Here is a 15,206-nt window from a genome sequence, read left to right as displayed (position 1 = left end):
TCACCATAGATGACACATTACCTTAATAAACGTATACTAACTTGGATTTCGTAAAAATGTCTACAGAACAAAAGAATAATTTCAGTTCACAAAAAACTGAATTTGAGAGTGCAGCACTTTTTTATCATCAGCATCCCAAACCCGGAAAATTAGAAATCCAAGCAACAACACCTCTCGATAATCAGCGTGACTTAGCTCTTGCTTATTCCCCGGGTGTTGCTACACCATGTCTTGAAATTCATAAAAATCCCAATCTTGCCGCCCAATATACGTCTCGTGCCAATTTAGTAGCTGTTATATCAAATGGTAGCGCTGTTCTTGGATTAGGAAATATTGGTCCGCTTGCCTCAAAGCCGGTCATGGAAGGGAAAGCTGTTTTATTCAAAAAATTTGCGAATATTGATGTTTTTGATATTGAAATTGACGCACAAAATATTGAGAAAATGGTAGAAACTATATCTGCCTTAGAACCTACATTTGGTGGTATTAACCTTGAAGATATTAAGGCTCCTGAATGTTTCGAAATTGAAGAACAACTTCGCGCTAAGATGAATATTCCAGTTTTCCATGATGATCAACATGGAACGGCCATTATTGTTTCTGCAGCTGTACTAAATGCGTTAAATCTTGCTGGGAAAAAAATTGAAAATGCAAAAATAGTTACCTCAGGTGCAGGAGCTGCGGCTTTAGCTTGCATTAATCTTTTGGTTCGTCTTGGAGCAAAAGCTGAAAATATTTGGCTTAGTGATTTAGAGGGAGTTGTTTATGAAGGGCGTAAAGTGCTTATGGATCGTTGGAAAATCACTTACGCACAAAAAACTGATGCACGAACTTTATCCGATATTATTGATAATGCGGATATCTTTTTAGGTGTTTCAGCAGGCGGTGTTTTAAAACCTGAGTATTTAAAAAAAATGGCTCCAAATCCATTAATTTTAGCGCTTGCTAATCCAATACCGGAGATTATGCCAGAAGAAGCGCGTTCTGTGCGACCAGATGCGATGATCTGCACAGGACGCTCTGATTACCCGAATCAGGTTAATAATGTTCTTTGTTTTCCTTATATCTTTCGAGGTGCATTAGACGTCAGTGCTACTGCAATCAATGAAGAAATGAAAATGGCCGCAGTTTATGCCATTTCCGCTCTTGCCCGTGAAGAATCTTCAGATATTGCTGCACGTGCATACTCAAAAGAACCATCCAATTTTGGACCAGAGCACCTTATCCCCTCCCCCTTTGATCCACGCTTAATACTAAGGATCGCTCCTGCTGTTGCTAAAGCAGCAATGGAAACTGGTGTAGCAATTAGGCCTATTAAAGATATGGAGGCATATTACGATACCCTTACTAGATTTGTGTTCCGCTCTGGTTTAACGATGAAACCCATTTTTGCAGTAGCAAAAACAGCAAAACGCAAACGTGTAATTTATGCAAATGGTGAAGATGAACGCGTACTTCGTGCAGCACAAGTTGTTATTGAAGAACAAACAGCAGTTCCTCTCCTCATTGGTCGTCCACATGTAGTAGAAGCAAGATTAAAACGCTTCGGTTTAAGAATTCGCCCTGGTGTAGATTTCGAACTTACAAATCCAGAAAATGATCCACGTTTTCGTGATTATGTTAATTTATTTCTTCATTATACAGGAAGACATGGCGTTTCACCTGACGTAGCAAAAACAATCGTGAGAACTTCAACGACAGCTATTGCGGCCCTTGCAATAATGCGTAAAGAAGCTGATGCAATGATTTGCGGCTTAGAAGGGCGTTATGAGCGTCATTTTGAACTGATTGAACAAATTATTGGCCTCGATCCTAAGATTAGTCATTTTTCTTCTGTTAGTTTGCTTATTTCTCCACACCGGACTCTTTTTTTCACAGATACTTACGTTAATGAAGATCCTTCTGCAGAAGAAATAGCAGAAATGACAGTCTTAGCAGCGCAAGAAATTAAAGCATTTGGTATAACACCAAAAGCAGCATTATTATCACATTCAAACTTTGGCTCAAAAAACACGAAAAGTGCACAAAAAATGCGTCGTGCAACTGAAATTCTCGCCAAATTATATCCAGATTTGGAAGCTGATGGAGAAATGCATGGTGATGCTGCTCTTTCTGAAACTTTTCGTAATCGTGTTTTTCCTAATTCACGCCTAAAAGGTGAAGCTAACTTACTCGTCTTTCCAACACTCGATGCTGCTAATATTGCACTTAACCTTATTAAAGATCTAACTAATGCGCTTCATGTCGGTCCTATCTTGATTGGAGCCGCACATCCCGTGCATATATTAACGCCTTCCGTAACTTCTCGGGGCATTGTCAATATGACAGCTCTTGCAGTACTTGCTGCAAATAGAAAAAAAATTGCAATTAAAGAAAATAAAAGTAAATAAATCTGCTTTAAAAATTTTAAAGCGGATTATCCCATAATGTAAACTAATATTTGTCACATTTAAAATACAACTATATTCCATATTAAGTCTTTTTTTTTAAGGGAAAAAAGGCTAAAAGAATAATATCAAGGTGTATTTTAAATTTATAACCATAATTAATAAAGATAAGGAATTATACATTGTCCTCTACGTTTGATAAAGTTGCTGATATTATCGCAGAAATCAGCGAAATTGATCGCAACATGATCACATCTGAAAGCCATACGATTGATGATTTGGGAATTGATAGCCTTGATTTTCTTGATATTGTTTTTGCAATTGATAAAGCCTTTGGAATTAAAATTCCACTAGAGCAATGGACTCAAGATATTAATGAAGGCTCAGTTGCAACCGAAGAATACTTTGTTCTAAAGAATCTTTGTGCAAAAATTGATGAACTCATTGCCTTAAAACAAGCTGATTAATTTTTTATTATGTATGATCAAGCTGTATTCATTACTGGGATAGGTCTTATAAGCTCTTTGGGTGAAGGAGTTGATTGTCATTGGAATGTTTTAAATGACCCTGCAATCACGCCAAATCTTGATTGTATAACTTTTTCTCCCTATACTGTTCATAAATTATCTGAAATAGACTGGAATGTGCAGATTCCCAAACGAAGTGATCAACGGCAGATGGGAACATGGCAGCGTCTTGGTGTTTATGCCGCTGGTCTTGCTCTTGATGATGCAGGAATGAAAAATAATGAGCAATTAACATCTACAATGGATATGATTGTTGCAGCAGGTGGGGGAGAACGTGATATTGATGTTGATACACAAATTCTTTCTAAAGCACGCTCAGTAGCTGATCATGATTCCATATTAAATTCTGCTCTTTCAACCGATCTTCGTCCAACCTTATTTCTTGCACAACTTTCAAATCTTTTAGCTGGAAATATTTCGATTGTTCATAAAGTAACCGGGTCTTCCCGTACTTTCATGGGAGAAGAAGGCAGCGGACTTTCTGCTATTCAAATTGCTGCAGCTCGTATTAGATCAGGACAGAGTACACATGTATTGGTGGGAAGCTCCTACAATGCACAAGGCTATGATATGTTGTTGGCACACGAACTTGGACGTCTTTTAACCCGCAGTGGATGGAGGCCAGTGTGGGATCGGGAAAACTGCCTAGGTGGTGGTGTTATAACTGGCTCTGGTGGTGTTTTTTTAGTTCTTGAAAGTGAGGAACACGCAAAAAAACGTAACGCGCGTGTTTACGCTAAAATTAGCAAAATCATTACAGATCAAACAGATAGAACAAAAATTCCGCTTAAAAAATCAATTTCTACCATGTTGAAAAAAATAAAGGCTAAATCTGCCTTGACCATCTCAGCTGCTTCTGGCTTTCATGGAGTAACAGAAGCAGAACGAAGCGCTCTTGATGATGCAGACATGTTTTATCGCGGTATTACAACATTATTTGGTTATATGCGGGAAGCGCAATTTCCTTTAGCGCTTGCGCTTTCCGCTATTTCTGTTAGTAAAAAATGCAGTTTTCCAGCCTTAAGTGTCCATGAAAAACCTTTTTCTAAAGAAATAGATGAAGCATTCGCTACTGCCATTGGTATTAAAAGGGCTGAGGGTATAGTACACTTAACTGCTGCTTAAGGGAAATTTTTACAGTGAAATATAACGATCATTTTGGATATCCACTTGTAGCAATAACTGGAGCAGGAGTTGTAACATCACTGGGACAAGGTAAGCATGAAAATTGGCAAAAATTAATAAGTGGTGTTAGCGGTATTCATGAAATAACGCGCTTTCCTGTTGAAGGATTAAATACGCGTATTGCTGGAACAGTTGACTTTCTTAAAGAAAGTACGCTTGGTGCTTCAATTCTTTCTGAAAAGCTAGCAGAGCTCGCAGCAGAAGAAGCTTTAGATCAAGCGGCGCTTGATAAAACAAATTTTAATGGACCATTATTTTTGGCGGCTCCTCCTGTTGAGCTTGAATGGAAAGCACGTTTTACTCTTGATCAAGATGGAGCTTTAAATGGTGAACCTTCTTATAAGAATCTTCTTGACGTCTGCAGTAACAAACCCCATAGTACGTTATTTGAAACCACGCAATTTGGTGCAATTGCAGAAAAGCTTCAGAAAAAATTTGGAACAAAAGGACTCCCTGTTACACTTTCAACTGCTTGCGCGTCTGGCGCAACAGCGATTCAATTAGGTGTTGAAGCTATTAGACGAGGAGAAACAAATCGTGCTCTCACCATCGCTACAGATGGTTCAGTATCGGCAGAATCTCTTATCCGTTTTTCCTTATTATCTGCTCTTTCAACTCAAAATGATCCCGCAGAAAAAGCAGCAAAACCATTTAGCCGTGACCGAGATGGCTTTGTTATGGCAGAAGGATCAGGTGCTCTTGTCCTTGAAAACCTTCAAAGCGCATTAGATCGTGATGCAACCATTTTGGGAATCTTAGCAGGCTGTGGAGAAACAGCAGATGATTTTCATCGTACGCGTTCAAAACCTGATGCATCACCAGCAATTGAATCTGTTCGCAAAGCTTTAAATGATGCTAAAATAACCATCAATGAGGTTGACTATATTAATGCGCACGGAACTTCAACACCTGAAAATGAAAAAATGGAATACCTCGCATTATCAACAGTTTTTGGGGATATTTTAAAAAATATTCCAGTTTCTTCTAACAAATCAATGATTGGACACACGTTAACTGCTGCAGGCGCCATAGAAGCTGTCTTTTCACTTTTAACCATTCAATCGGGGATTATCCCCCCTACAATCAATTATAATCATCCTGATCCTACGATCCCTTTAGATGTTGTTCCTAACTATAGCCGTAAAGCCTGTGTCAACACAGTTTTATCGAGTTCATTTGGATTTGGCGGTCAAAATACTAGTCTTGTGATTACAGCATATAAAGGATAATCCTTTTAATAATCAAACTTTATCCGTACTTAACATGACAGCAATATATTTTAAAAGGAATGGGAATGCGTGCACTGCAATTATTAGATGAGCGCCAACTTGAAATCACCAATGTTGCTCCACCTCCACCACCAAAACCTGATGAAGTCACAGTGCGTATAAAGGCTGTTGCTCTTAACCATATTGATGTATGGGGATGGCGGGGCATGGCTTTTGCGAAAAGAAAAATGCCAATCATAATTGGTGCAGAAGCCTCTGGTGAGGTTGTTCAATTAGGGAGAGATGTTCACAATTTACAACTGAAGCAGATTGTCTCTATTTATGGTGCACAGACCTGTGGGCTGTGTAAAGCTTGCAATGAAGGGCGTGACAACCTTTGCAGCGACGTAAAGGGGGTTTATGGTTTTCATCTTGATGGATTTGCATGTGAGTTTGTCAATTTGCCAGCACGTCTATTGGTTCCAGCTCCTCATAAATGTGATGAACTACAAGCAGCTGTTGCTCCCATTACTTTTGGCACTGTAGAACATATGCTTTTTGATAATGCAAAATTACAAATGGGAGAAACAATTTTGATACATGCCGGTGGTTCTGGTATTGGCTCAGCTGCTATCCAACTGGCAAAACATATGGGATGTACCGTAATTACCACTGTAGGCTCCGATGACAAAGTCAAAAAAGCACACTCTCTTGGGGCAGATCATGTTATTAATTACCGCAAAGATCGTTTTGAAGGTGTTGTTCGCAAATTAACTCACAAAAAAGGTGTTGATGTTGTTTTTGAACATGTGGGTGTCGATACATGGAGTGGTTCTATGTTATGTATGAAACGAGGAGCGCGTCTGGTCACTTGTGGTTCTACCTCTGGTGTTTCTACACCTATAAATTTAATGCAATTGTTTCAGCAGCAACTTAAAATATTTGGTTCATTTGGCTGTCGTATAGAAAATATGCAAAACGCCATGCAAAAAATGGCAGAAAAAGTCGTACACCCCGTTATTGATACAATTATCGGATTCGATGAAATTGATACAGCTTTAAAACGAATGGAAAGCCGTGATATTTTTGGTAAAATTATTCTAAGAATTGATTAAATCATTATGAAGTTTTATATTAAAAATTTTATCTATCGTATTAAAGTTATAGCTAAAAATTCATTTTATTGGTTGTGGGCACATCTGCTAATTGGTTGTTTATTTATTCTAAAATGTTTTCCTGCTAGAGTTGGAATTTCTTTTTTTTCTTGGGTAACAAAAACATTTGGTCCTCTTTTGCATCGTCACCAAATTACTCTTGCCAATCTTCGAGCTGCGTACCCAGAAAAAACAGAGCCAGAACTTCATAAAATCGCAATAGGAATGTGGAAAAATATAGGACGGCTTCTAGCCGAATATGTTTTTCTTGACAAAATTTTCGACTTTGATCCTAATGCCGACCAACCAGGCCTTATTGAAGTCAGCGGTGCTGAAATATTCAAGCGATTAAGAAATGAAAAAAAACCGCATATTTTTTTTACAGCTCACACTGGAAATTTTGAACTTCTTCCTATATGCGCACAAAGTTTTGGGCTTAATGTTACAGTATTGTTTAGACCACCCAATAACCCTTATATTGCAAAACAAGTTCTTAAAGCTCGGCAAACTTCTATGGGACATCTTGTTCCATCCAAGGCTGGTTCAGCTTGGGTATTAGCAGCTAAATTAGCCGAGGGTAAAAACGTTGGTGCACTTGTTGACCAAAAGTTTCGTCGTGGTATTTGGGGAACATTTTTTAAAAGGCCACTTAAAACAAACCCCTTAATTATAAAGCTTGCTCGACAATATAATTGTGATATTTACCCAGCGCGCTGTATTCGTTTGTCTGGAGGACGTCATCGTTTAGAACTATATGAGCGTCTAGAGCTTCCACTTAATGAAAAAAATGAAATCGATATAGCTGCTTCTACGCAGAAATTAAATGATATTGTTGAAGCTTGGGTACGTGAGTATCCTGATCAGTGGATGTGGTTGCACAGACGTTGGGACAGCTAGCATATTATGATCATTTATAAAAAGCATAATGTGGTTAGAATTTTAAAATATCAATGATTTCACTGATCTTATTATGAAATTGTTATATGGTTTGTTTAGAGTGTAAATAAACACTATCCTTTATCTTCCTAAAAGGAATTTATTTTACATATTGCTGGATACCGTTGAATAGGATTTTAAACAAAACTTAATAAGCTTCTTTATAAGTCTTTTACCATGCTAAAATTGCGAAAGAAGTAAAGATTTTTAAAGAGAAAGATACCGTGACCAATTATTGTTAAAATAATTCTTTGCTATCATTATGTTTTTAAAACTGTGGAATGAAAAAAAGAAGCCTTAGAGAATAAATATAAACATATCATAAAATATAATGTACTAACTGACAAAAAATGGTGCAGAAATAAAATAGATTCAATTATAAAACGAGAAAGTACGCATTTCACAAAAGCAGCCGCTAAAATAGGTTTTGATTGGTATAAAAATCATAAAATTTGCGTAAAAATCAAAAAACAACTCAATGAGTTCAAAGACGGTATACAGAATAATAATCTTAATTTAAAATATAAAAAAAAATTCGATAATTTTTTACCTGTTTAACATTATAAACCACTTAAATATCAACTAACAGAGAGTATTTTTAAAAACAAATATAAAATTTCTAAATCACTTCACCTATATCGAAAAAAATATTGATGTGTATCACTCTCAAAAGCTCCCTCAAATAAAATGAAAGATGTTCTAAACAAGACTAAGAGAGCAAGATAAAAAATATTAAGATTTAATTAAGCACGAAAATTCTCTATTGATGAAATATAATTTTACTAAGATAAATTGGATTCATATGTTTTGTTTAACTCTCTTTGTGAAGCGGGGCGAAGTTCTACTGACTCACCGCATCCACATGCTGAAACTTGATTAGGATTTTTGAATACAAAGCCGGATCGAAGTGTTGTCACTTCATAATCTACCTGCGTTCCTAATAAAAATAATAATGCATCACGTGCTATAAAAATTCGAGCACCGTTAACTTCAACAACATCTGCATCTGGAATCTCTTCCTTTACAAGAGTAATTGTATATTCCATACCTGCACAACCACCTTTCTTGATACCAAGAAGGATACCACGCGCATTTTTTGTATCCATAATAGCCTTAACGCGCTCCACTGCTACTTCCGTCAACTTTATTATCGAAAAACGACCCATCATTTACTCTTTTTTATCAAGATTTTTATAATGTTACCTAATTATTATCTGGTGTGTTAAAAAGAAACAGCAAATTATAATAAAATATTTTGATTATTTTTTGTAGAAATAAAAAGATCATATTTTAAAAATAGATTTGTGACTGCATCTTTATTCAGATTTTTTTACTATTTTATATGCCATATTAATGGGTAAAAGCCCATTTCATAGCAATAAAAACAGATAAAACCCTTCAACACCGTACTCCATTACTTACTATGTGAGATAAAATTACTCACCTTTTAAGATTTCTAATAATAAACAAAAAATACTAAAAGGACATTCCCTTTCATGAAAAGTTAAATAGCAAAAAAATTAACTCTTATAAACATATCAAAATTTTATCTCATTGCTTAGCAATCCAATGAAATAATTTAATATCCACGTATCACAGCTATAAAAATTGAAAATAGGCTAATAGTTTAAGAATTCCGCTTTTTATAAATAAAAATGTTGATATACAAAACATTACTTTGATTTTCATAAACTCATTGTAATAATAGAAATATTTCAGATTTTACTATGTTTATTTTTTGCTTGCCTTTAAATAAGCACTCGTTTAGTCGTTTTGCATAGCTCGGAGCGTAGCGCAGCTTGGTAGCGCACTTGACTGGGGGTCAAGGGGTCGTGGGTTCAAATCCCGCCGCTCCGACCATTTCTGTGCTTAAAAATAGACAGTGAATCACCTAATTGAATCAAAATCATAATTCGATTAGGTGATGCACTAAAATTTTTATATGCCACAGTATCATCAGTGTAGTTTTATATCGACGTATTATTAAAATAACTTTCTTTTCAATAAAAGAACGAAAACGCGGGACTTTCATCCCGCGTCATTTATCTATAAAAAGAATTTATAATTATTCAGCTTGCTTAACTTCTGAATTTACATTATGTATAATGTGATCCTTACCGTTTTTTACAGCAGATGGAGACGCATGTACAACTATCTTTCTAGGTTTTAGTTCAGCTGGCATTTCCCTTTTAAGCTGAATATGTAGCAAACCGTCACCAAGTTCTGCTCCAATGACCTTAACGTGATCAGCTAAATGAAAACGCCGTTCGAATGCACGAGAAGCAATACCTCGGTAAAGAAATTCTCGTTCCTCATTATCGCTTTCAGGCACTCTTTCACCTTTAACAATTAGCTGATTGCAATGTGTTTCGATATCAATTTCATCCTGAGAAAAACCAGCAACAGCCATAGAAATCCTATAAGAATCCTCAGTTAAACGTTCAATGTTATACGGAGGATAAGATGAGACATCATCTGGTTGTGTTCTGGAATCAAACCAATTAAAAAGACTATCAAAACCTACTGTTGAACGATAAAACGGTGAAAAATCTACTTGACGCATAATATTTGCCCTCCTTTAGAGCGACTCTCTATTGACTCACAAAGTTCCCAAATGGCAAACTTCCCGTGAACAAGCGATCCCATCATGGCGACCGCACTATTTATTTGGTAATCATTTTTTCCTATTTCAACTCTTTTATTTTTAAATTCGTAAAACACGTAAAATCAATGAAATCGTTTCTTAACCATTCATCGTCATGACATTAATTGAATATCTTGCTATCCCCACTTTTCATTAAATTGCCCAGATACACTATAAAGGATATAAATTGAAAACACCTGTTTATCCTATGAATTGCGATTCTTCTCCTCTTAGTATCCATACCAGTTACTTTAAAATAGCTACTAATCGCGAAATCCGTTTTGCAACAACATATCCTGAAATAAAAAAGTCTAGGGGAACAATTGTTATTCTCGAAAGCTATGCAAATGCTATAGAAGAATATTTCTTACCAATGAATGAAATCTCTAAACGCGGTTTTCATACAGCAATATTTGATTGGTTTGGTAGAGAAATATCACAGCCCAATATAATGAAAAAGAGCCGACATAATTATTTTGATATTAATAATGATATTAATGACTTAAATGAATTTCTTCAAAACGTTATTTATCCTAATTATCCGTCACCCTACTCTATGTTAGCCTATGGTATGGGTGGGCTTATAGCTCTTAGCGGATTAGATATTATTAATGAGAAATTCAATAAAATACTTTGTGTTTCACCCCTTTTTGCTCCATTTGGGAACAGAACAAATGGCTTCCAACATAAATTAACACAATTTCTTTCCGATATAGGTCTTGGATTTTTACCAGCTAAAGGAGGAAAAAAATTCAAACAGAAAAATGTGCAATTTAAGAGCAATAATAAAGCATCTCTACCCTCTCCACCTTTTATCTGCCCTCCAACGTCTCGGTGGATGGCATCGGCACTCAACACAATTGATATAATGAAAAAAAATATACTAAATGAACAGTTAAAGATCCCAGTACTATTTATTCTTGCCAATCAAAACAATATGGCGAACAATATTGAAGTGCGACAATTGTGCCAACACACACGTTTGACAGATAGTATCACAATTATGGGTGCTGAACTTGACACAGTTATGCGCGAAGAGAATTACAAAAAACAATTTTGGGCTATATTTGATGCATTTATCCCTAATGATAAGTCCATAATGTAACATCTCTTTACAAGTCTATATAAACAATATCATTAAAAACTTATTTAATTTTAAAAGTGAAAAATTATACTTTCTATTTAATAGCAAACTTTATGTATATAAAGCTTGTTTCAATAAACTTCATAAACTCTATTATAATAACTTTAAAATGATAAATTTTAATTATAAGTATAAATTAATTATTGATTATAACATATAAATAAAATAATATGTTTAATCAATAAGTTATCGTATAATTTTTCAAAAAACATGAACTTCTATAATGCTCTTTTTATTTTAGCATGCTGATCATACTTCAAGTAAATATTCTCATAAAAAAGTAAAACAGCATGTGCCAATTTCCATCAATCTATCTAAAAATATTTACATCTCCCCTTCCATTTTTTAGAGCACGTACATTTCGAATTTAACTAAGTTAAAACTAATATCCTGTATTCTCTACAAATACGCAAGAATTAACCATTTTGCAATTCATTCTAATTATGAGCATTTTATCGCTTTTTTTATAAATACTCTATATTGTATAGATTGGTGTAGCAAAAACTCTGAAAATGGAGCAATTGGAACATAGTCATGAAAAGAATCTTGCTCGCAGAAGATGATAACGATATGCGCCGCTTTTTAGCAAAAGCTTTAGAACGTGCAGGCTACGAAGTAGCTGATTTTGATAATGGTGCTAGCGCATATGAACGTTTGCAAGAAGAGCCATTTTCTCTTCTACTTACTGATATTGTAATGCCGGAAATGGATGGGATTGAATTAGCACGACGCGCTACTGAAATTGACCCTGATCTACGAGTGATGTTTATCACGGGCTTTGCAGCAGTTGCATTAAATTCAAATAGTGATGCCCCTCCGGATGCAAAAGTGCTTTCCAAACCATTTCACTTACGTGAACTCGTGAATGAGGTAGAAAAAATACTTATAGCTGCTTGAAAAAGATATTTTTCAAAAATATCAGTGCTTAGTTAAATAGAAAGTTAAATTAGGCATTGACGTTTATGGTGCTATATGGTGTATGCAACATCAGTGGATGGGCGTGTAGCTCAGCGGGAGAGCACTACGTTGACATCGTAGGGGTCACAGGTTCGATCCCTGTCACGCCCACCATTCCTTTCTTATTATACATAGTAATTTATTTTATTGGTTTAATAAAAATTAGAAGAAATAACATAAAGATGCGAGAATAAATTTTCAGACTCTTGCATCGATAAAATACATACAAAATTACTATAAAAGTAGTCGATTTTTTATTTATCTAAGTATTATTGGAATATATCAATAGCCAGACTAATTTATAAATTATGCCATTACAATTATTATTGTTATTGATTTATCCTGTTACTTAATAAAAAATCAATAATAAATAAAATATAGAAAGAACTTAATAAATTTTTCTAAAATATTTATAAATTTGTAAATAAAAAACTTATAATATAATATTTAAATTATTATATTTTTATTTAATAAAGTATAATGATATTATATATCACAAAATATTATTAATCATTATTGTAAACTACCAAGATAATATTTTAATTTTTTGTTTCTATTTTACATAATTTAACATTATTACTATTATAAATGATACACAAATAGCTTCCAAAAAAGTGATAAAAATAGATTGCTAAGACTTTTATAAAATGATCAATCATTTATTCTTGAATGAACTTTATTGGTATTTTATGTACCCTGCCTTTTCTTTAAATGAGAAAATTTGAGTACGTAAAAGCAAATCACTAGCCCAGTAATCCAACTAATACCTATAATTAAAACTGGCCGTGTATCATCAAAAAAACACAATAAAACAAAAATGAAAATCATAAACAAAATAGACAAAATTGATCCTATTGGCCAAAATGGAATTGGAAACTTTAAATCGCGTTGCTCTTCTTTAGACATTTTAAACCGCATAAAAATTTGAGAAAGCAGAATCATCATCCAAACGAAAACCGTTGCAAATGTTGCCATTGCTGCAATAAGAAAAAAAAGTCCCTCATGGTAGAAATAATTAAGGAGAACACCAAGGAGAAAGATAATAAAGATCACTAAAATAACAAAAATTGGTATACCGTTTTTTGATAAATATTGAAACTTCTTTAAAGCATAGCCTTCCTGGGATAGCCCATATATCATACGACAAGCACCATACATTCCACCATTCATTGCTGAAATAGCTGCTGTAACAACAACAATGTTCAGAATATTTGCTGCAAATGAAATTCCAAGATTTTCAAAAATTGAAACAAAAGGACTATCCATAAGGCCAATTTTATTCCAAGGATAGAGCGACATCAAAATAGCTAAGGTCATAATATAAAATAGCAAAATACGAACTGGAGTAGAATTAATTGCCTTTGAAATAGTATCATTAGGATTTTGTACCTCCATCACAGTCATTCCAATAATTTCTACGCCACCAAAAGCAAAGATAACAACACTAAAGCAAGCTAAAAAGCCAAACCAACCATTAGGAAAAACTCCACCGTTGTTCCACAAATTATGAATGTTAACAGTAGAAGAAACTGAACTTGACCCCCAACCAAATAAGATAATTGCTACGCCTAGAATGATCATAGCAATAATGGCAATAATTTTAATAAAAGACAGCCAAAATTCTAATTCACCATATACTTCTACTGCTGCCAAATTAATACCGGTAATAATTAATGTAATGCTAAGTGCCCATATCCAAGGAGCAACATCAGGATACCAAAAGCCCATATAAGTTGCAAAAGCTGTTATATCAGCTAAACCAACGAGAATCATTTCAAATACATATGTCCATCCCGTTAAGAAACCAGCCAATGGCGATATGTAGTTTGCAGCATAACGAGCAAAAGAGCCAGGTAATGGATTATGAATAATCATCTCACCCAGAGCTCGCATAACCATAAAAATAACTAAACCAGAAATACAATAAGCAATCAAAACACTTGGGCCAGCAAGCTTAATTGCTTGCGCAGATCCGTAAAAAAGACCTGTACCAATAGCAGAGCCAAGAGCTAAAAAGATAACTTGGCGCTTATTCATGCCTCGTTTCAGTTCATTTGTTACCATTTTTGTCCTTCTTCACTGAAATGTTTTGACTAAACTCATACACAACGCCAGCTTTATGATAAATAAAGCTTTATACTTCTTTCACTTATATTTTTTTAAAACACTAACCAATGGACAGAGATACTCTATCCTATACAAGGAAAAAACACTTTTATTTTGAATTATTCAGCTTTTTTATAGCCTAAATTTTTTATTATTGTTGTTTAATTCATTTTCACATTCTCTATTTTTTTACAGAAAAATATTCGATCTAATGCAGAATTATCCCCCCATATTTTCTTTTCAGCTTCTTGAAATAGGAGCTTAAAATTTGTACGGAGAAATTTGAGAGAGAATGTATTAAATTTTTGGCTACCTTAAAACTTTCCATTACCACTACAGAGCTCAAAACAATCATAAATTACAACAATAGCATATGAACCAATCTTTTAATGCTAATTGAAAACACTAGTCAGCGAGAAAATAAATCTCACTAATTGTCAAAGGCTTGATCAATATCAGCTACAGCTCATTTTTAAGAGCTTCAGCTACTTGCAAAGCAAATTTTCCTAAAATAGTCATTGTAGTAAAAATAGCCTTTTCGATATTTTGTTCGAGAACAGATTTGTCTGTATCCCTAGCACTTTAACCTACAATATTCATTACAACTATCTTTGTTCCTTGAACAAGGATATTTTTTGTGTAACCATGGTCATAAGAATCCCGCCGTTAAGGGCTACCTTTCCAAAGATTTGCATTAACCTCCACAATTTGCAAAAAATAACGCTGTTAATAAATAATATGTCATGCCCTTGAAGCTGCACAAACAGAGAATATCAGTATCCCCATTTTTCAAACTCAAAAACATGAAAAATAACTATAAAATTCATAAAGAATCTAAAATAATAAAATTTCTGACTACATAAAGTTACAATATGTAATTTATAAATTTAGATAAAAAACAATATAAAACCATTAATAATATTTACATCCCATAAACTGATGACGATAAATCAGCTCA

At 34.4% G+C, this 15,206-nt stretch carries 11 protein-coding genes and 2 tRNA genes; 10 read left to right on the top strand and 3 right to left on the bottom strand.

The genetic code is table 11. The annotated features are described in order from the left end of the window. The first annotated feature begins 56 nt into the window (after positions 1-56). The 6 genes from WCP78_RS03785 (at position 57) to WCP78_RS03760 (ending at position 7,358) form a co-directional block, all read left to right on the top strand. Complete coding sequence (locus tag WCP78_RS03785; RefSeq protein WP_336279187.1) at positions 57-2,390, top strand: NADP-dependent malic enzyme; 2,334 nt, start codon at positions 57-59, stop codon at positions 2,388-2,390. A 179-nt stretch (positions 2,391-2,569) separates the two neighbouring features. Further along, complete coding sequence (locus WCP78_RS03780) at positions 2,570-2,854, top strand: acyl carrier protein (RefSeq protein ID WP_336279186.1); 285 nt, start codon at positions 2,570-2,572, stop codon at positions 2,852-2,854. 9 nt (positions 2,855-2,863) lie between these two features. Continuing rightward, on the top strand, positions 2,864-4,039 hold the full coding sequence (locus tag WCP78_RS03775) for a beta-ketoacyl-ACP synthase (RefSeq protein ID WP_336279185.1): 1,176 nt from the start codon (positions 2,864-2,866) through the stop codon (positions 4,037-4,039). 14 nt (positions 4,040-4,053) lie between these two features. Beyond that, on the top strand, positions 4,054-5,328 hold the full coding sequence (locus tag WCP78_RS03770) for a beta-ketoacyl-ACP synthase (protein ID WP_336279184.1): 1,275 nt from the start codon (positions 4,054-4,056) through the stop codon (positions 5,326-5,328). 65 nt (positions 5,329-5,393) lie between these two features. After that, positions 5,394-6,422, top strand: coding sequence for a zinc-binding dehydrogenase (locus tag WCP78_RS03765; protein ID WP_336279183.1), 1,029 nt, complete (start codon positions 5,394-5,396; stop codon positions 6,420-6,422). Between the two features lie 6 nt (positions 6,423-6,428). Further along, positions 6,429-7,358 carry a lipid A biosynthesis lauroyl acyltransferase gene (locus tag WCP78_RS03760; RefSeq protein ID WP_336279182.1) on the top strand — a complete coding sequence of 310 codons (930 nt, stop codon included), beginning with the start codon at positions 6,429-6,431 and terminating at the stop codon, positions 7,356-7,358. An 821-nt stretch (positions 7,359-8,179) separates the two neighbouring features. Here WCP78_RS03760 and WCP78_RS03755 read toward each other — a convergent pair. After that, positions 8,180-8,563 carry an iron-sulfur cluster assembly accessory protein gene (locus WCP78_RS03755; RefSeq protein WP_336279406.1) on the bottom strand — a complete coding sequence of 128 codons (384 nt, stop codon included), beginning with the start codon at positions 8,561-8,563 and terminating at the stop codon, positions 8,180-8,182. 617 nt (positions 8,564-9,180) lie between these two features. Here WCP78_RS03755 and WCP78_RS03750 point away from each other — a divergent pair. Then, positions 9,181-9,257, top strand: a tRNA-Pro gene (locus WCP78_RS03750). 205 nt (positions 9,258-9,462) lie between these two features. Here WCP78_RS03750 and WCP78_RS03745 read toward each other — a convergent pair. Continuing rightward, entirely contained in the window at positions 9,463-9,960 is a 498-nt protein-coding gene (locus WCP78_RS03745) for an Hsp20 family protein (RefSeq protein ID WP_336279181.1), read from the bottom strand. Positions 9,961-10,228: 268 nt separating this feature from the next. On the opposite strand from WCP78_RS03745, the gene WCP78_RS03740 reads away from it, so the two are divergent. The 3 genes from WCP78_RS03740 (at position 10,229) to WCP78_RS03730 (ending at position 12,256) form a co-directional block, all read left to right on the top strand. Further along, on the top strand, positions 10,229-11,146 hold the full coding sequence (locus WCP78_RS03740; RefSeq protein ID WP_336279180.1) for a serine aminopeptidase domain-containing protein: 918 nt from the start codon (positions 10,229-10,231) through the stop codon (positions 11,144-11,146). Between the two features lie 573 nt (positions 11,147-11,719). After that, positions 11,720-12,082, top strand: coding sequence for a cell cycle two-component system response regulator CpdR (cpdR, locus tag WCP78_RS03735; protein ID WP_004858948.1), 363 nt, complete (start codon positions 11,720-11,722; stop codon positions 12,080-12,082). A 99-nt stretch (positions 12,083-12,181) separates the two neighbouring features. Beyond that, positions 12,182-12,256, top strand: a tRNA-Val gene (locus WCP78_RS03730). A gap of 573 nt (positions 12,257-12,829) precedes the next feature. Here the strand turns inward: WCP78_RS03730 and WCP78_RS03725 are convergent. Continuing rightward, the gene (locus tag WCP78_RS03725) at positions 12,830-14,206 is read right to left on the bottom strand and encodes an amino acid permease (RefSeq protein WP_336279179.1); all 1,377 of its coding nucleotides are present in this window, start codon (positions 14,204-14,206) and stop codon (positions 12,830-12,832) included. Between the last annotated feature and the right edge of the window lie 1,000 nt (positions 14,207-15,206).

The sequence above is a fragment of the Bartonella occidentalis genome, from assembly GCF_037070875.1.
Taxonomy (GTDB): Bacteria; Pseudomonadota; Alphaproteobacteria; order Rhizobiales; family Rhizobiaceae; genus Bartonella.
This window is presented reverse-complemented; position numbering and strand designations above follow the sequence as displayed.